This is a genomic window from Sulfurovum sp., assembly GCF_049668085.1.
Taxonomy (GTDB): domain Bacteria; phylum Campylobacterota; class Campylobacteria; order Campylobacterales; family Sulfurovaceae; genus Sulfurovum.
Map to the genome: position 1 here is coordinate 1 of NZ_JBATIY010000087.1, position 18,061 is coordinate 18,061.

Sequence of the window (18,061 nt, forward strand, 5' to 3'; positions counted from 1 at the left end):
GTAGAAAATACGGTAGGAACTACCGAAATCAAAGCTTGTGGAGTGTCATAGAGTTTCTAACATCTGTTAGAAATCACGGCATGATGAAACAAGAAGCCCAATCTTCTTTAGAGATTGGGTAGTTCACATTGAAATAAGCCCTGTATTCTTATACTAAATATACAGCGTTAAAATAAGTGTTAATCCATCAATGCCATATGCTCAAGTTTGGTACAGTAATTCTGTACGACTTTCATACCTGCATCTTTAGCCTTTTGTGCTGCGGCATTGTTGACCAGTCCAAGCTGACCCCAAAATACTTTGACATCACCACGCTCAATACAAGCGTCAGCAACCGCATCAAATGCATTGGGTTTTCTAAAGATATCTACCATGTCTATCTCAAAAGGGATCTCTGCCAGGGAACGATACACTTTTTCTCCAAGTATCTCATCCTCTTTTGGGTAGACAGGAACAATTTTGTACCCAGCATTTTGAAGATATTTGGCAACCATGTTACTTGCCTTAGTCTCATTAGGAGAGAGACCAAGTATCGCGATCGTCTTGACACTTTCAAATATTTCTTTCATCTCTTCAGGGTTAGAGTTAACCAGGGGCATTTCACATTCCATGCTTTATCCTTTATTTTGATATAATTCTTGCAATATAATATCTAGGAAAGATAATGGTAGACTTAAAAAGTATAGAAAAAGCGTATGACAGAGTATCCAATGTAGTACACAGGACACCCTTCTCTTATGCACCTATTTTGAGCCAATTAAGCGGCTATGAAGTGTATCTGAAAAAAGAGAATTTACAGCGCACAGGTGCATTTAAACTCAGAGGGGCTTTCAATAAAATTGCCTCTCTTATCGAAGCAGGTGACAGAGGTGGAGTCGTTGCCGCATCTGCAGGAAATCATGCTCAGGGTGTAGCTTTTTCAGCAAAATATTTCGACATTGAAGCGACTATCATTATGCCAGAGTCAACACCACTTACCAAAGTAATGGGTGTGAAAGAGTTTGGTGCCAATGTGATACTTCATGGGGCTAACTACGATGAGGCCTATGCCTATGCAGTTACCTATGGAAAAGAGAACAACTATGCCTTTGTGCATCCTTTTACAGATGATGAAGTGATGGCCGGTCAGGGAACGATCACCTTAGAGATGTTTGAACAGATTCCAGATCTTGATGCTATGGTTGTTTGTGTTGGAGGTGGAGGACTTATCTCGGGTATGTCAGTAGCAAGTAAAGCACTCAATCCTACATGTAAGATCATAGGTGTTTCTGCAGCTGGTGCCCCTGCGATGAAAAAGTCTTACGATGCCAAAACACCTATAGATACAACCTATGTAAGAACCATAGCAGACGGGATAGCCGTTCGAGATACTTCACCGATCACTTTAGAGTATATTTTAAATAATGTGGATGTTTTTGAGACAGTGGGTGAAGATGAGATCGCAGCTGCCATACTTTTTTTGTTGGAAAATCAAAAAGTACTGGTCGAAGGTGCAGGTGCGGTGGGTGTTGCTGCACTTTTACATGGGAAGATAGATCTGCCTAAAGGTTCAAAATTAGCCGTGGTACTCAGTGGAGGAAATATCGACGTAACAATGCTTTCACTTATTATTGAAAAAGGTCTTATGAAGACTGCACGCAAAATGAAATTACTCGTCACACTGATAGATAAACCTGGTGCACTACAATCTTTTACGGAAATACTTACACAAACAGGTGCAAACATAGTACAGATAGGCTATGATAGAACCTCTATAGATTTGGAGTTCGGTGATGCGCATGTCTCTGTTTCTTTAGAAACTAAAGGAGAAGAGCATCAAGCTGAGATAAGAGCACAGCTGAAAGAGGGCGGATTTTCTTTTAAAGAAGAGCATTAATGATAGCGATAGATCTAGGTTCAAATACTTTACGTGTATTAGAGTATGACTGCACTGCAGGTATACAGGTATCTGAATATCAAAAAACCGTTAAAACAGCAGATGGTCTAGCGCAGCATGGTACTATCAATAACGAGGCCGTAGAGAGGGTCATTTCAGCTATCAGAGAAGCACAGGAACAGATAGACTTTTCCTCTTCATCGGTAAGGGCAGTGACAACTGAAGCAGTACGCAGAGCAGTGAACTCAGATGAAGTGCTTTCTCAGATCAAAAAAGAGACAGGTGTGGCTTTTGAGATCATTTCTGGAGAAGAAGAGGCAAAACTCACTTTACTTGCTGTGAAGCACCGACTCTCTACACTGCAATATGCTTCAGACAGTTTCATACTTATAGACATAGGCGGCGGCTCCACTGAACTTATCTTTCATTATGAAAATGAAACATTTTCTAAAAGTTTTCCCGTAGGGATAGTGACCATTGCACAAACCCATGATACACTGGAAAACATAGAAAACATACTTCCCAAAGAGATGGCCGAAATGCAAATGTTTTGTGACCAAATGTATGAGAATAAAGGTAAAGTAAATGCCTTCGTAGCCACAGCTGGAACACCTACTACGGTTGCAGCCATGAAACTCGGGCAAAACTACGAAACCTACGATGCATCCGAGATAAACGGTACTTCACTCGAAGCAGGTGAGTTGGATATTTATCTGAAGAAATTACTTTCCATGCCATTTGAGGAGAGAGAAATCGCTGTAGGTACAGGACGTTCTGACCTTATCGCAGCAGGTATACTTATTTATAAACAACTCTTCTCTTTATTGGCGTTTGAAAGGTGTATTGTCATAGATGATGGCCTGCGTGAAGGTGTAGCCATAGAAGCCTGTGCAAGTCAGACCCATTAAACTCTAATCTTTTTTAGCTATAATCAAAAAAATTAATTTGAAATGGAGTGTAAACCATGCAGATGAGTGGTGCACAAATGGTGTGTGAAGCGATTATCGCTGAGGGTGTTAAGACCGTATTTGGTTACCCTGGTGGAGCTATCATGCACGTTTATGATGAAATTTACAAACAAGATGGGTTTGAGCATGTCTTGAACCGTCACGAACAAGCATCTGTTCATGCAGCAGATGGTTATGCGAGAGCTACGGGTGAAGTTGGTGTTGCTATGGTTACAAGTGGACCAGGGTTTACCAATGCGGTCACTGGACTTGCTACAGCATATATGGATTCAATCCCTATGGTCGTTATTTCTGGACAGGTACCATTGGCACTTATCGGTACAGATGGATTTCAAGAGATAGATGCTGTAGGTATATCTAGACCATGTACAAAACATAACTTTCTTGTACGTTCACTCGAAGAGCTACCGCGTTTATTGAAAGAAGCATTTTATATTGCACGTTCTGGAAGACCAGGACCGGTACTTGTAGATATACCTAAAGATATCACTGTAGATATCGGTGAGTTCGTGTACCCTGACTCTGTAGATATCCCTACATATAAGCCGACATACAAAGGAAATAAACGACAGATAGAAAAAGCAGTTGAAGCGATGAAAAAAGCAAAAAAACCTTTGCTTTATATTGGCGGTGGTGTTATACTTTCAAATGCAAGTGACCTTGTACGTGAATTAGCGCTAAAGACACAGATGCCGGTGGTTGAAACATTGATGGCAAGAGGTGTATTGGGTGCCAAAAATCCACTGCTTCTTGGTATGTTGGGAATGCATGGTAACTATGCATCCAATATGGCAATGTCAGAGACAGATCTGGTTATCTCTCTTGGGGCAAGATTTGATGACAGGGTAACAGGTAAGCTTTCCGAATTTGCCAAATATGCGGATATCATTCATGTAGATATTGATGCTTCGAACATCGGTAAACTTGTCGATGTTGACTATCCTATCGTAGGTGATGTGACTGAAGTACTTGAAGCGATGTTGCCGCTTCTTGACGGTATAGATACAGACAGATTCCAGGCATGGAGAGAGATACTCAAACGTTATGATGAACTTCATCCTCAATCTTATGTAGATTCCGATGAGGTTATCAAACCGCAGTGGGCCATTGAACGTATTGGTGAACTAGTAGGTGAGGATGCTATTATAACATCAGATGTTGGACAGCATCAGATGTGGGCAGCACAGCACTATCCGTTTGACAGACCACGCCAATGGATAAACTCCGGTGGTCTGGGAACTATGGGCTTTGGATTTCCAGCGGCAATCGGAGCTAAAAAAGCCTTCCCTGATAAAACCGTTATCAATGTTACTGGAGATGGTTCCATCCTTATGAATATGCAAGAGCTTGTAACTGCAGCGGAGTATAAGATACCTGTTATCAACCTTATACTCAATAACCACTTCTTGGGAATGGTTAGACAGTGGCAGACGTTCTTTTATGAGAAACGTTATTCTGAAACAGACTTGACATTCCAGCCAAACTGGAAAGCCCTGGCGGAAGCGTGTGGTGGTATAGGATATGACGTTACCACAAAAGAAGAGTTTGATGCAGCGATCAAAGATGCTATAGCACAAGATAAAGTGTGTTTTATGAACGTTGCAGTGAACCGTTTTGAAGATGTACTTCCTATGGTACCGTCAGGCGGAGCACTTTTCAATATGATGTTACCACAAAAAGGAGAGAAATAATGGCAAATTCTATTAATGAAAGACGTGTTATTTCTGTTATTGTATTGAATGAAAGTTCTGTTCTTGCACGTGTGACATCACTTTTTGCAGGACGTGGGTATAATATCGAATCACTCACTGTTGCACCTATGCCAAATAGTGAGATGTCACATATTACGATAGCAACCAATGGTTCTGCTAAAGTAATGGAGCAGATCACCAAGCAACTGCATAAACTCATTCCTGTCTATAAAGTTATCGAGCATGAAGAAATGGTCGAGAAAGAGATGGTGTTGGTGAAATTCCCTATTACTGAACATTTAAGTGATATCGGTGCATTATGCGCAGCCTATAATGGCGGTATAGCAAATGTCGGTAAAGAGATGATCATTGCGATGGTAGCAGATGAGCCTGTACGTATACAACATTTTATTGAAGCAGCGCAGCGTTATAATCCTTATGAGGTCGTACGTGGTGGTGTTGTGGCTATAGAAAGATAAACATTATTCTACTTTTTGTTACTCTCCTTGTAGGAGTGTAACACCTACTTAAGTTAAAAGGACTACTTTATGACTTACGAACTTTCAAAAATAACAGAACATATCGGTATTGACTTTCAAGGTGATGATATTATTATAGATGGGATACATACGTTAAGTGAAGCAACTTCCACACAACTTAGTTTTTTTACTGACAGTAAATATATCTCACAATTATCAGATACAAAAGCCGCAGCTGTACTGATAGATGAAAAGCATGCAGCTTTACTTCCATCTAGGACTATTGCACTTATTACGGATGAAGCGTATCTCAAATTAGCACTGGCTTCCAAATTCTTTGCATATAAACTTGAGAGTACGTCAGAGCAACCGATCGTGGGTGAAGGATGTGATATAGATAAGCACGTCTCCTTTGGTAAGAATGTTACACTTGGAGATAATGTCACATTACTTGCAGGCTGTTATGTGGGTGATAACGTCATCATTGGTTCAGGAACGCTACTTCATCCCAATGTAACCTTGTATCATCATACGATAATCGGTTCTGACTGTATCATTCACAGTGGTACTGTGATCGGTTGTGACGGATATGGATTTGCACATACAAAGCTTGGTGAACATGTAAAGATCTATCAGAATGGTAATGTTGTTGTAGAAGATAACGTAGAGATAGGAGCAAACTGTGCTATAGACAGAGCAGTATTTGGTACGACTTATATACGTCAAGGTACTAAACTGGATAACTTAATACAAATAGCACACAATTGTGATGTAGGTGAACATTCGCTTTGTGCAGCACAAGTTGGGCTTGCAGGATCAACGACATTGGGTAGAAATGTTGTGATGGGTGGACAGAGTGCTACCGCAGGGCATCTAGAAGTAGGGGCTTTTGCAACCATCGCAGGAAAAGGTGGTGTGACCAAATCTCTTGAAGGTGGCAGAACCTATGCAGGTTTTCCTGCCATAGACCATAAAATGTGGTTACGTTTGCAAGCAAAAATGATAGGTTTGGTAAAACGTAAAAAATAGTCAAATAATTGTGATATAATCAATTTGTATAAAAAAATTTAAAGGATAATTTATGAGTGGAACAGTAACGAAAATAGACGAAATGACTTTGAGTGGTACAAAAGATGGGAAGATCAGTATTACGACAGTATCGGAGCCTTATGGCCCAAAGAGTGAAAGTGTAGCAAGTATTGGTATCTCACTTCAGGCAGGTGCTGAAGAACCAGATTGGAAAGTACATATTCCTAAAGCAAATATAGATGCAGTGATCGCAGCACTACAAGAAGCAAAAAATAGTTTATAGAACTACATGCACTTTTTAGGTAGTTAATGGGCTTGACCCCATTAACTACATTTCATCGTGCATCATAACCTTATACTGGTCTAAAGCTCTTTGCATGAGGTCTGGATCAGGAATCTTTCTTCCTGCGATATATCCGATGATATTTCCATCATCATCCAATTTGGGTTTTATCCATACAATAACATTGTAATATTTACCTTCATTTGTCATATTTCTCACAAAACCTTCCCAGTAGTTACCACCTTTTATCGTTTCCCACATACCTTTAAAAGCTGCTTTTGGCATGTCTGGATGTCTATTTATGCTGTGGGGTGAGCCGATAAGTTCTTCTTTGGTGTAACCTGTGAGATCACGAAATTTACGGTTAGCATACGTAATGACACCTGCTGTATCTGTTTCTGTGATCATAACCCCACCATCAAATGGCACTTCTATATCTACAGGATCTGGTTTAGTAATTTCTTTACCGGTGATAATGTTTTTGATTGTTTTTCCCATTTTCTCTCCATGAATGATAGATACGTTGCATTAAAAGTTTTATAGGACAAAAGAAAGTACAAAATGTAGATAACATATATTTGGCAGTCTGGCAATCTACACAGAGACCCATCACTTTCTGTCCCCACTTCACAATGAGTTTAGCATTAAATATATAGTATCTATCTATAGCTTATAGTGACATAATACTATTGCTTATAAATGATATTTAATCAGATTTTTCTCATACTTTGCTACAATTACAGAATTATGATAAAGGGGCGTTTTTTGTCTATTACAGAAACAATCAAATCACTTTTACAAGAGCGTATACTCGTCATCGATGGTGCAATGGGTACACAGATACAAGATATTAAAGTTCCTTCTTCCGCTTGGCTAGATGATAAAGGTGTGGATCAAGAGGGATGTAATGAATTATTGAATGACACAGCTCCTGAACTTATAGGGCGTATACATAAACGTTATGCAATGTCAGGTGCTGACTTACTTAAAACAAATACATTTGGTACCATGCCATGGGTACTTGATGAGTATGATATGGGTGAACGTGCCTACGAACTTTCAAAAAAAGGGGCTCAACTTGTTAAAGAGATCTGTAACGAGTATGGCACAGAAGCATCACCAAAATTTGTTTTAGGTTCTATAGGACCTGGTACAAAACTTCCTTCTCTTGGGCACATTCATTATGATGAAATGTATGAAGGGTATAAACTTTGTGCACTGGGACTTATAGATGGAGGATGCGATGTTTTTCTTCTTGAGACATGTCAAGATCCTTTACAAATAAAAGCGGCACTGCATGCCTGTCAGGATGCAAATGAGGAGAGAGAAGTCCAGCTCCCTATTATGGTTTCAGTGACGATAGAGCTCAGCGGTTCGATGCTTATAGGTACGGATGCAACGACGATCGTGACCATACTTGAGCCATTTGACATTCTCTCTTTGGGTTTTAACTGTGGTACAGGTCCAGACCAGGTCAAAAAACACCTCAAGACACTAAGTGAACTGTGTGCTATACCCATCTCTGTGCATGCCAATGCTGGACTTCCACAAAATAGAGGAGGGTATACATACTACCCGATGGGACCTGATGAATTTACGGATAAGCAACTTGAATTTACAGCGTTTGATGGAGTGAGTTTTCTTGGGGGATGTTGTGGTACGACGCCTCAGCATATTCAGGCACTTAAAAAAGCCGTTGAGGTCATTGTGCCTAAAAAGTCTAGTGGAAGTATAGAACCGAGTATCGCTTCACTTTTTACTACAACGGAACTTTTCCAAGAGCCTGCACCACTGCTGATAGGTGAACGTTCTAACTCTACCGGGTCTAAAGCCTTTCGAGAACTCATTATTGCCTCTGATTATGAAGGTACTTTGACAGTAGGTCAAGCGCAAGTACGTGATGGTGCACACTGTTTGGATGTCAATGTAGAGTTTGCAGGTCGTGATGGTGCAAAAGATATGAAAGCCATTATGGAGTTGTATAATCAGAAAATACCTCTGCCGCTGATGCCGGATGCCACACGTGTACACACGATGGAAGAGGGTTTAAAGTGCATTGGTGGAAAGCCTATTATTAACTCTGTTAACCTTGAAGATGGTGAAGAGAAATTTCATGCTATTTGTAAGTTGGCGAAAAGATACGGCTGTGCATTGGTTTGTTTGACCATTGATGAAGTAGGAATGGCAAAGACCAAAGAGGACAAAGTAGCCCAGGCAGAACGTATGTATGACATGGCAGTGAACGGTCATGGTATAGACCCGCGAAACCTTATCTTTGATATGCTGACGTTTACGGTAGGTTCGGGAGACTTGGAGTACCGTGATGCAGCTATTCAGACACTTGAAGCCATACGAGAGTTACATATTCGTCATCCGGAAGTAGGTTCGACACTGGGACTTTCTAACATTTCGTTCGGACTGGATGTGAATGCAAGACGTTATTTAAACTCTGTGTTTTTACACCATTGTCTGCAAGCAGGGCTAACGACTGTTATTATCAATGTGAAGCACATCATACCACTGGCAAAGATGAGTGAGACTGACCTTGAGACCTGTGAAGAATTACTCTTTCATCCTGATGATAATTCACTCTTTAAATTCATAGAGCACTTTTCAGATGCGGTCATAGACGATGAGGCAAACGATGAAGCGTATGAAGGTATGAGTAGCCAAGAGAAGATAGCTAAACTGCTTCTCGATGGTGACAAAGAACGCATGATACCTTTAGTAGAAGAAGTACGTCATGAGATACACCCCGATACTATTGTCAATGAAATCCTCATAGATGCTATGAAAGTTGTAGGAGAACTCTTTGGATCAGGACAAATGCAACTGCCATTTGTACTACAATCTGCAGAGACGATGAAAACAACGGTGGATTACCTGAACCCGCACCTCACCAAACAGGAAAAAGATACTGATACGACATTGGTCATAGGTACGGTTAGAGGAGATGTGCATGACGTGGGTAAAAACCTTGTAGACATCATACTTTCAAATAACGGTTTTAAAGTCGTCAACGTAGGGATAAAAACAGACTTGCAAGAGTACCTTGATGTAGTAGAAAGACAACCTATCCAAGCGATAGGTATGTCTGGACTTTTGGTGAAGTCTACAGCAGTGATGAAAGACAATTTAGAATCCATGGCAGAGATGGGTATGGAGATACCTGTACTTTTAGGAGGCGCAGCACTAACACGCGCTTTTGTGGATGATTTCTGTCGTCCTATATACAAGGGACCTATTTTTTATTGTAGGGACGCTTTTGATGGGGTTATCGCCATGAGCCGTATTGAAAAGTATAACGAAGACAATTCAGTAGGATTGGACACACGTTTGTCCGGGGATATGCTGGAACGTGAAGAGAAGGTGAAAAAAGAGGTTATCATACCGCCTTTTGAAGAGATCAAAATGCCTGAGAAAGTAGAGATACCAACACCACCATTTTGGGGTAGGAGAGTACTTCAAAAAGATGATCTAGACCTTTCTATGATCTATGAGTGGATCAACACACGTTCTGTATTTAAGATGCATTGGGGTTACAAGAGTAAAGGTATGGATAAAGAAGCGTACCAGAAGCTCATAGATGAAACAGTCTATCCTGCGTTTGAACGTTTGAAAAAAGAGTTCATTGAAAAAGATCTTTTTGACCCTACTATTATTTATGGTTATTATCCGTGTAGAAGTGATGATCAGGAGTTATTTCTGTTTGATGAGAGTGAAGGATGGAATGTTGATGCAAATGCCAACCGTGAACCTTTAAATAAGGTCATTGGTAGAGCGGTCACAAAGTTCTCTTTCCCAAGACAAGGTAGAAAACCGCATCGTGCACTCTCTGACTTTTATAGACATGACAGACATGATGTTATCGCGCTTACATGTGTCAGTGCTGGAGCGAAGTTCAGTGCCTATGAGAAAGAGCTTTATGATGCAGGTAAGTACCTAGAGTATAACATGGTGCATGGCCTCTCTGTCGAACTTGCTGAAGCGTTGGCAGAAGTAGTACATAAACAGATACGTTTGGACCTAAATATTGTTGTAGAGGATGAAGGACATACTCTTCGTGATGTACGTATGAACCGTTATCAGGGTGCAAGATATTCGTTTGGTTACCCAGCATGTCCTGACCTGGAACAGAGTAGAGAGTTGTTTGATATGTTAAAACCTGAAGAGTTCGGTATAGAACTCTCTGAGACATTCCAGATACATCCTGAACAGAGTACTACGGCATTGGTTGTACATCATAAAGGGGCTACATATTATTCCCTCTAAGTAGATATATAGCTTGTCATAGAGTCATTATAAAATTGTAATGTTTCTCGTTCCTTTCTTCAAGGGAACGATCTATCTCAGTATTTATACCTTACCTATCGTTTTAGAATTATGAAAGAATACCGTACTCTTTTCCGTAGTTTTCAACAACAAAATCGATATCTTTGTCTCCACGTCCTGAGAGGTTAACGAGAATGGTACCCATGTTTGGTTCTTGAGCCATTTTGATAGCATAGGCTACAGCATGTGCAGATTCGATCGCAGGGATGATACCTTCTTCTCTAGAGAGTTCAAAAAATGCATCTATCGCCTCTTTATCACTGATCGAAACATAGTTTACACGTCCTATATCTTTGAGGTAAGAGTGTTGAGGTCCTACAGAAGGATAGTCAAGACCACTTGCTACAGAGTAGACATCACCAGGTTCACCTTTTTCGTCTTGGAGCATATAAGATTTAAATCCGTGCATCACTCCAGGTTCTCCCTTGGTCATAGTCGCTGCATGCTCTCCTGGAACATCAAGGTCTCTACCTGCGGGTTCAACACCATGCATGGCAACATCCTCATCATCCATAAAGGCAGTAAAGAGTCCTAAGGCATTGGACCCCCCGCCTACACAAGCTACAAGATTATCAGGCAGTTTACCTGTCATTTGTGTAAATTGTTCTTTGGCTTCTACACCTACGATGGATTGAAAGTCCCTTACCATTCCAGGGAAAGGGTGAGGCCCTACCACAGAGCCAATAGCATAAAATTGTGTTACAGGATCTCCCATGTATGCTTCAAAAGCACTGTCTACAGCCTCTTTGAGTGTACGGCGACCATGTGTTGCCGGAATGACATTTGCACCGAGTATATGCATACGTACTACATTGGGATGTTCTTTAGCCATATCTACTTCGCCCATGTAGATGTCACACTCCAAACCTACCAATGCAGCTGCCGTAGCCAATGCCACACCGTGCTGTCCAGCACCTGTTTCAGCGATGAGTTTTTTCTTGCCCATCTTTTTAGCCAATAATGCTTCCCCTAAACAGTGATTGATCTTATGTGCTCCTGTATGGTTAAGGTCTTCTCTTTTAAGGTAAATATCTGCACCATATTTTTCTGAAAGATGTTTTGCATGAAAGATAGGGCTTGGACGACCAACATAATGTTGATAAAGAGAAGTAAGTTCTTCAAGAAACTCTGGATCTTGACGAATCGCTTCATATGAAGCAGTGATCTCATCCATGATACTTTGAAGTTGAGGAGGGATGAAAGCCCCACCATACTCTCCGAAATAACCCTTTTCATCAGGCAGTGGACAATTAAAAATATTTTTTGGCATAAAGATTCCTTTTTTGATGTTTAATTATTGTACTTTAAAATAGTTTTTGAGTGACTGAATAGGTATTCTATGATAGAATAATGTTTAGAATAAGGAGCTGGTATGCAAAGAATTGAGTATAGGACAGAAATTTTAGGATGAAGTTAAAAAAAGGTATTTATAAACATTACAAGGGAAACTTGTATGAAGTCTTTACGACAGCGAAACACTCAGAAACAGAAGAGTGGATGGTTGTCTATAAGGCGTTATATGGTGAAGAAAGGATGTGGGTACGTCCTTATGATATGTTTATAGAAAAAGTAATTATTGAGGGAAAAGAGGTAGAGCGTTTTGCGTATATTGGGAATGAAAGTTAAATTCCTTAAGTAACAGTTTCTTGTTCATACAAAAGATTATGCTTCTTTGAGATAAAATGAACCATAAGTATCAAAAAATCAGAGGAAAGATATGTTACGTAAATATATAAAATTAATAGTGGTTTCAACAGTATTTTTGCAGGCTGCACCACAAGCTTTTTCTTCATTAGGGGATGAGTTGGAAGCATTCCAGGAAGATTGTAGATCATTTCAAAAGATTTCTATGATATCTGCAGAGATACAAAAAGAGTGTAATAGATTTCACCTCCAGGCAAATAATGCATTTAAGATTGGCTATAAACTGGATCCTTCTGTTGAGCAAGAAAATGTCAATGAAAAAGCGTTAAATAGATATCTTTCTCTTCTACGCCATCTTGATAAACGTAAAGAAAAGATCTTAGGTTATATTTACCTTGAAACACGTAAAGCACGTAAAGAAAACAATTTTAGCTATTACGGGGAACTTATCGAAAATCATAAAGTTAAACTCTATGATTCAGATTACGAGTTTATAGGAAAACATAAAAAGGTCTTCAGTAAAAATACCAGATATATTGCTAATAGCAAATATATACAAGAGTTAGAAGAAGAACGACTTAAAAAAGAGAAAGCGAATAAAAAGCGAAGAAAGAAGAACATATTACAGAGTGAACTTCCAATAGGTTTGATGGATCATGTGTCACCTAAAGCATTTAATTCTTTGGGTAATGAGCTCGAAGCATTCAGGGAAGATTGCCAAAAATTTCAAAAGATTTCTAAGATACCTGTAGCGATACAGGAATCATGTAACAAGTACTCTCTACAACTCAATAAAGCATTTGACGTAGGCTATAAACTGGATCCTTCTGTTGAGAAAGAAAATGTCAATGAAAAAGAGGCATATCAATATCTATCTATGCTGCGTCATATTGATAAACGTAAAGAAAAGATCTTAAATAAGATCTATCTTGAAGCACGAAAAGCACGTAAAGAAAATAATTTTGGCTATTACGGGGAACTAACTGAAAATTATAAAGTTAAACTCTATGGTTCAGATTATGAGTATATGGAGAAATATAAAAAGGTCTTCAGCAAAAATGCCAGATATATTGAACATACCAAACATTTACAAGATTTAGAAGAAGAACGTCTCAAAAAAGAGAAATCAAAACGCGGATCGTATAAAAAGAGTGGAAAGATCAAAAGTTATAGGGTAAACTATTAAATAGACTGACTTACTATATCAGGGTGGGGGCTTTTTTATGTATCTATTCGCCTATGAAAGATTTGATTAAATACCTTCCATCTTTCTTACTTCGAAACTGATTAAGTTCTCTCCTGAAAATCTAAATATAAGTTCTATCGGACGACAGCATACTTCACAGTCTTCTATGTAATCACTCTCCTCTTCTGAACTATCAAGTATCATAGAGATACGTTCCCAACAGTAGGGGCAGGTAAAAAAATGTTCCATCGGTTTTCTCACTTTTTAAATAAATTGGTAAACCAGTCTGCAACTCCACAGCCTGTTGTACTACATCCTTGTTTTTGGGCTCTTACGGCTAAGATGTTACGAATGAGTAAAATGATGAATCCTAATGCAATAATGAGTTGTACTGCACCTGCCATCCACTGATGTTGTATAAAACTTTGAATAGCCAGTCCAAGCATGACAAGTGTGACGATGAGACACATAGTAATCCTAATTTTTTATGTGATTATACTATACTTCATGTATGAAATAAAGAAGGATACCCATGTCAGCGATCATAGAACATTTTGAAACCCTCACTCAAATTCCTCATTGTAGTAAAGAAGCAGATAAGTTACTGGAGTTTTTGGTGAATTTTGCCAAAGAAAGAGACTATACCGTAGAGGTAGACGAAGTAAAAAATATCTTTATTACCAAGGGGCTGCCTACGCTTTCTCTTCAGGCTCATTATGACATGGTCTGTATGGGGAAAGCACCTGCTGTCGAGACCTATGTGGAAGATGGATGGATGAAAGCAAAAGATGCTTCTTTGGGTGCAGATAATGGTATGGCTATAGCAATGATGATGCAACTTATGGATGAAAATGTGGATTTGGAATTTTTACTCACTTCAGATGAAGAGATAGGATTGATCGGGGCAAATCAAGTTGCATTTGATTTGCAAAGTCAATATATGTTGAATCTAGACAGTGAAGATGAAGCGGAGGTTTATATAGGTTGCGCGGGTGGTGTTGATATTACTGCAAGTAAACAAGATGTTTATATAGAGGGTAAAGGGAGTTGTTATGAAGTGGGAGTTAAAGGCCTTGTAGGCGGACACTCTGGTGTAGATATTGATAAAGGTATTCCTTCGGCTATTAAGGTTTTGGGTGCATATTTAGCAGAACAAAATGTGAATCAATTGGTAAGTATCTATGCAGGAGAACGTAGAAATTCGATTCCCGCCAATGCTGTGGCAATTGTCTACTCTGAAGCAAAGCTGGAAAACACAGATATGGTAAAAGTAAGAGAATTGAATGAAACGCCAAAAGTACTTAAAGAGGGAGAGAAGACTATTGCCATGATAAAAGCCTTCAGACATGGTGTACATGCAACAAATGAAGAACTTGGTATTCCTGATGTGAGCATTAATCTTGCGATTATTACTACAGATGAAAAAGGGGGGATAGTTATTGAAAGCAGTGCTAGAGCAATGGGAGCAGAAAAGCTAGAAGATCTTTCCTCAGAAACCTTAGACTTTTTTAAAACATACGGTTTTGATGTAGCATTGGAAGATAAGTATCCTGCATGGAAACCAGTGATATCTGATTTTACAGAAATGGTAAGTCATGAGATGAAAGAGGTCTTTGGGAAAACCAAAATGATGGCGATACATGCAGGGCTTGAATGTGGTGTGATCGCTGAAAAATATCCTGATATAAAATTTGCTTCGATAGGACCAACTATCCGCTATCCGCATTCAACACGAGAGATGGTGAACCTAGAATCAGTAGAACGTACATATAAGGTGCTTAAGAACGTCATAAAATCAGTTTAAATTATGATATCTATAATTTTCCTCAAAGATAAGTAGGAGTAAAATTAAAGGATATACATAAATTAAAAGGGTAAAAATGAAAACAATATTCCAAGATCTAGAGTACTTAAGTAAAGAAGTAAAAGATGAAGAAGCAAAGAAAATAGTCAAAGAACTTGAAGAGAATTTTCATTTGCTGAGAACTAAAAGTGGTTTATCTCAGTTGATGGGTAAAAAAAAGCTTGCAAAAATAACACGTAATGTTGAGTATGAAGAAGAGCTAAAAGCGTTACAGGTTGAATTGATCAAGTTGCAAAACTGGGTATATGACAATGATAAACGTGTGATGATCATCTTTGAAGGACGTGATGCTGCTGGTAAAGGGGGGTCTATCAAACGTTTTACGCAATACCTTAATCCTAGAAAATTCAGAGTTGTCGCATTGCAAAAACCAACAGAGGTAGAGACAGGTCAGTTTTATTTTCAACGTTATTTCCAACACTTGCCAAATCCGGGTGAGATCACTTTCTTTGACAGATCTTGGTATAACCGTGCCATTGTAGAGCCTGTATTTGATTTTTGTACACCTGAACAATATACAAAATTTATGAAAGAAGTACCGGAGATCGAACATGCGCTTATTGATGATGGGATCATCTTAATTAAGTTGTGGTATTCCATTACAAAAGAAAATCAGCAAAAAAGATTTAAAGAACGTATGACTAATCCTCTAAAACACTGGAAACTCAGTCCTGTAGACCAAAAAGCGCAAGAGATGTGGGACAAAGTAACATACTATAAAGAGGAGATGTTCTCTCGTTCTCATACAAGTTATGCACCGTGGGTCATTGTTGATAGTAATGATAAGAAAAGAGCAAGACTTGAGTCTATACGTTATGTGCTTTCCAAGATAGATTATGAAGGCAAAGAAGAGGCCAATATCAATCTTCATCATGATCCTGAAATCGTAGAACGCTATCATAGAATATCACATAATGAAAATTAGAAAATTTTAGATGCATTATCCAAATTTTCCTGATGATTGTAACTCTTTACTGAGTAAATTTCTTACGCCTGAAGTCTTTGAGACACTTAAAAACAAAAAGACATCAAATGGTTTTACCTTGGGACAAGCGATAAATTCAGGTGTAGAGAATTTAGACAGTGGTATAGGGGTTTATGCAGGAGATCAAGAGTCTTATACCGTTTTTGAACCACTTTTTGACCCTATTATAGAAGAGTATCATGGATTTGGGAAAGAAGATGCACATAAAAGTAATCTAAACCCTAATGATCTAAATGCACCAAACCCTGATCCTGAAGGTTTATACATTGTTTCTACGCGTATCAGGGTAGGTCGTAATATAGACAATATGCCTTTAGGGCCAGGTATTTCAAAAGAACAGCGTGATAAGGTTGAATCCAGTGTGGTTGAAGGGCTGCAAACACTTGAAGGTGAATTGGCTGGTGAGTATTACCCATTACTGGGTATGTCTAAAGAGGTTCAAGACAAGCTGATCAAAGATCATTTCTTATTTAAAGAAGGTGACCGTTTTCTTGATGCTGCAGGACTTAATCGCAATTGGCCTGAAGGCAGAGGTATCTATCACAATAATGAAAAAACGTTTTTAGTATGGGTGAATGAAGAAGATCAATTACGTATTATCTCCATGCAGCAGGGTGGTGATATCAAAGAGGTCTTTACACGTTTGGTCAATGCTATTAAAGGTATCGAGACCAAAGTTGCATTCGCTTATAGTGATCATTTAGGATATATTACTTCCTGTCCGACAAATCTTGGGACAGCTATGAGAGCAAGTGTGCATATTGCATTGCCAAATCTAGCAAAAGATATGAAAAAGTTTAAAATGATCACGGATAAGTATCATCTTCAGATCCGTGGTATCCATGGTGAACATTCTGAAAGTGAAGGTGGAGTCTATGACATCAGTAACCGACGTCGGTTAGGTATCACAGAGGTAGAAGCCGTACAAGATATGTATGATGGAGTGGTCGCACTGATAGCAGCAGAAAAAGCATTGAGTTAGATACGTCTTTGGGCAGTACTATACTTTAAAGGTTTGTGTCGTTTTACAATGTGCTTTCATAAAGCACTCTTCACACTCAGGTTTGACCGCTTTGCATCGATAACGTCCAAAAAGTACCATGGCTTGATGGAGTAGATGTAAGTCTGTTTTGAACTTTTTACTTAACTCCTCCTCACATTTTACCGCAGTTTTTGCATCAGAGAGTCCCAAACGGTGTGCGACTCTATAGACATGAGTATCTACAGCCATGAGGTTGGCTCCAGTATACTCTATCATGACGACATTGGCTGTTTTTTGGCCTACTCCAGCCAGCTTGACAAGTTCATCACGTTCTAATGGGATCTCATCTCCATAGTTCTCTACGACACTTTGTGCCATTTTGATGAGATTTTTGGCTTTGTTGTTAAAAAATGAACAGGTATTGATGTACGATTTGACTTCATCAAGGTCTGCATTAGCGAGTGATACAGGGTCAGGATACGCTTCAAAAAGAGCAGGGCTAATAATATTCACACGCTTATCTGTGCACTGTGCAGAGAGCATGACGGCAATAAGAAGTTCATAGAGGTTTTGATACTCTAATTCAGTTACAGAGTCAGGATAGTTTTCAAGAAAGATACTTTTTATCTCTTCTATCTCTTTTTTAGTTGCTTTTTTTACTTTTGCCATACTTATTTGCCTTCTTCTAATGAAATAGTAATTAGAATATTAACACATTAATGAATGATTTACCCAAGAGGGA

18 protein-coding genes and 1 riboswitch are annotated in these 18,061 nt (G+C 39.1%); of the genes, 12 read left to right on the forward strand and 6 right to left on the reverse strand.

Going from position 1 to position 18,061, the window contains the following annotated elements:
- Nucleotides 1-179 precede the first annotated feature (179 nt).
- Complete coding sequence (locus WBM70_RS05805; RefSeq protein ID WP_424557566.1) at nucleotides 180-611, reverse strand: CoA-binding protein; 432 nt, start codon at nucleotides 609-611, stop codon at nucleotides 180-182.
- A gap of 53 nt (nucleotides 612-664) precedes the next feature.
- On the opposite strand from WBM70_RS05805, the gene ilvA reads away from it, so the two are divergent.
- From ilvA to WBM70_RS05835, 6 genes are all read left to right on the forward strand, one after another.
- Entirely contained in the window at nucleotides 665-1,876 is a 1,212-nt protein-coding gene (ilvA, locus tag WBM70_RS05810) for a threonine ammonia-lyase (protein ID WP_424557567.1), read from the forward strand.
- A complete protein-coding gene (locus tag WBM70_RS05815) occupies nucleotides 1,876-2,784 on the forward strand; it encodes a phosphatase (RefSeq protein WP_424557568.1) in 909 nt (302 codons plus the stop codon). The genes ilvA and WBM70_RS05815 overlap by 1 nt, the downstream gene beginning before the upstream one ends.
- Before the next feature lie 56 nt (nucleotides 2,785-2,840).
- Complete coding sequence (locus WBM70_RS05820; RefSeq protein ID WP_424557569.1) at nucleotides 2,841-4,535, forward strand: acetolactate synthase large subunit; 1,695 nt, start codon at nucleotides 2,841-2,843, stop codon at nucleotides 4,533-4,535.
- Complete coding sequence (ilvN, locus tag WBM70_RS05825) at nucleotides 4,535-5,014, forward strand: acetolactate synthase small subunit (RefSeq protein WP_424557570.1); 480 nt, start codon at nucleotides 4,535-4,537, stop codon at nucleotides 5,012-5,014. The genes WBM70_RS05820 and ilvN overlap by 1 nt, the downstream gene beginning before the upstream one ends.
- A gap of 69 nt (nucleotides 5,015-5,083) precedes the next feature.
- Nucleotides 5,084-6,043 carry a UDP-3-O-(3-hydroxymyristoyl)glucosamine N-acyltransferase gene (gene lpxD, locus WBM70_RS05830; protein ID WP_424557571.1) on the forward strand — a complete coding sequence of 320 codons (960 nt, stop codon included), beginning with the start codon at nucleotides 5,084-5,086 and terminating at the stop codon, nucleotides 6,041-6,043.
- Between the two features lie 52 nt (nucleotides 6,044-6,095).
- Nucleotides 6,096-6,326 carry a hypothetical protein gene (locus WBM70_RS05835; RefSeq protein ID WP_424557572.1) on the forward strand — a complete coding sequence of 77 codons (231 nt, stop codon included), beginning with the start codon at nucleotides 6,096-6,098 and terminating at the stop codon, nucleotides 6,324-6,326.
- 45 nt (nucleotides 6,327-6,371) lie between these two features.
- Here WBM70_RS05835 and WBM70_RS05840 read toward each other — a convergent pair whose 3' ends face one another.
- Entirely contained in the window at nucleotides 6,372-6,824 is a 453-nt protein-coding gene (locus WBM70_RS05840; RefSeq protein WP_424557573.1) for a PAS domain-containing protein, read from the reverse strand.
- 79 nt (nucleotides 6,825-6,903) lie between these two features.
- Nucleotides 6,904-6,979, reverse strand: a riboswitch (cyclic di-GMP riboswitch).
- 112 nt (nucleotides 6,980-7,091) lie between these two features.
- Here WBM70_RS05840 and metH point away from each other — a divergent pair.
- Complete coding sequence (gene metH / locus WBM70_RS05845; RefSeq protein WP_424557574.1) at nucleotides 7,092-10,598, forward strand: methionine synthase; 3,507 nt, start codon at nucleotides 7,092-7,094, stop codon at nucleotides 10,596-10,598.
- Nucleotides 10,599-10,707: 109 nt separating this feature from the next.
- Here metH and trpB read toward each other — a convergent pair whose 3' ends face one another.
- Complete coding sequence (gene trpB / locus WBM70_RS05850; protein WP_424557575.1) at nucleotides 10,708-11,928, reverse strand: tryptophan synthase subunit beta; 1,221 nt, start codon at nucleotides 11,926-11,928, stop codon at nucleotides 10,708-10,710.
- Between the two features lie 137 nt (nucleotides 11,929-12,065).
- On the opposite strand from trpB, the gene WBM70_RS05855 reads away from it, so the two are divergent.
- Nucleotides 12,066-12,284, forward strand: a complete 219-nt coding sequence (locus tag WBM70_RS05855) for a DUF1653 domain-containing protein (protein ID WP_424557576.1) — start codon at nucleotides 12,066-12,068, stop codon at nucleotides 12,282-12,284.
- A gap of 91 nt (nucleotides 12,285-12,375) precedes the next feature.
- On the forward strand, nucleotides 12,376-13,488 hold the full coding sequence (locus WBM70_RS05860; RefSeq protein WP_424557577.1) for a hypothetical protein: 1,113 nt from the start codon (nucleotides 12,376-12,378) through the stop codon (nucleotides 13,486-13,488).
- A 66-nt stretch (nucleotides 13,489-13,554) separates the two neighbouring features.
- Here the strand turns inward: WBM70_RS05860 and WBM70_RS05865 are convergent, their stop codons facing one another.
- Together WBM70_RS05865 and WBM70_RS05870 are read right to left on the reverse strand one after the other, a co-directional pair.
- Entirely contained in the window at nucleotides 13,555-13,737 is a 183-nt protein-coding gene (locus WBM70_RS05865; RefSeq protein WP_424557578.1) for a CPXCG motif-containing cysteine-rich protein, read from the reverse strand.
- An 8-nt stretch (nucleotides 13,738-13,745) separates the two neighbouring features.
- Nucleotides 13,746-13,958: a hypothetical protein gene (locus WBM70_RS05870; protein WP_424557579.1), complete on the reverse strand. Its 213-nt coding sequence runs from the start codon at nucleotides 13,956-13,958 to the stop codon at nucleotides 13,746-13,748.
- Between the two features lie 62 nt (nucleotides 13,959-14,020).
- Between WBM70_RS05870 and WBM70_RS05875 the strand changes: the two genes are divergently transcribed.
- From WBM70_RS05875 to WBM70_RS05885, 3 genes are all read left to right on the forward strand, one after another.
- The gene (locus WBM70_RS05875) at nucleotides 14,021-15,292 is read left to right on the forward strand and encodes a M20/M25/M40 family metallo-hydrolase (RefSeq protein ID WP_424557580.1); all 1,272 of its coding nucleotides are present in this window, start codon (nucleotides 14,021-14,023) and stop codon (nucleotides 15,290-15,292) included.
- A gap of 76 nt (nucleotides 15,293-15,368) precedes the next feature.
- Nucleotides 15,369-16,277, forward strand: a complete 909-nt coding sequence (ppk2, locus tag WBM70_RS05880) for a polyphosphate kinase 2 (protein WP_424557581.1) — start codon at nucleotides 15,369-15,371, stop codon at nucleotides 16,275-16,277.
- Nucleotides 16,278-16,287: 10 nt separating this feature from the next.
- Nucleotides 16,288-17,319 carry a phosphagen kinase gene (locus WBM70_RS05885; protein WP_424557582.1) on the forward strand — a complete coding sequence of 344 codons (1,032 nt, stop codon included), beginning with the start codon at nucleotides 16,288-16,290 and terminating at the stop codon, nucleotides 17,317-17,319.
- An 18-nt stretch (nucleotides 17,320-17,337) separates the two neighbouring features.
- Here WBM70_RS05885 and nth read toward each other — a convergent pair whose 3' ends face one another.
- Entirely contained in the window at nucleotides 17,338-17,988 is a 651-nt protein-coding gene (gene nth, locus WBM70_RS05890; RefSeq protein WP_424557583.1) for an endonuclease III, read from the reverse strand.
- Between the last annotated feature and the right edge of the window lie 73 nt (nucleotides 17,989-18,061).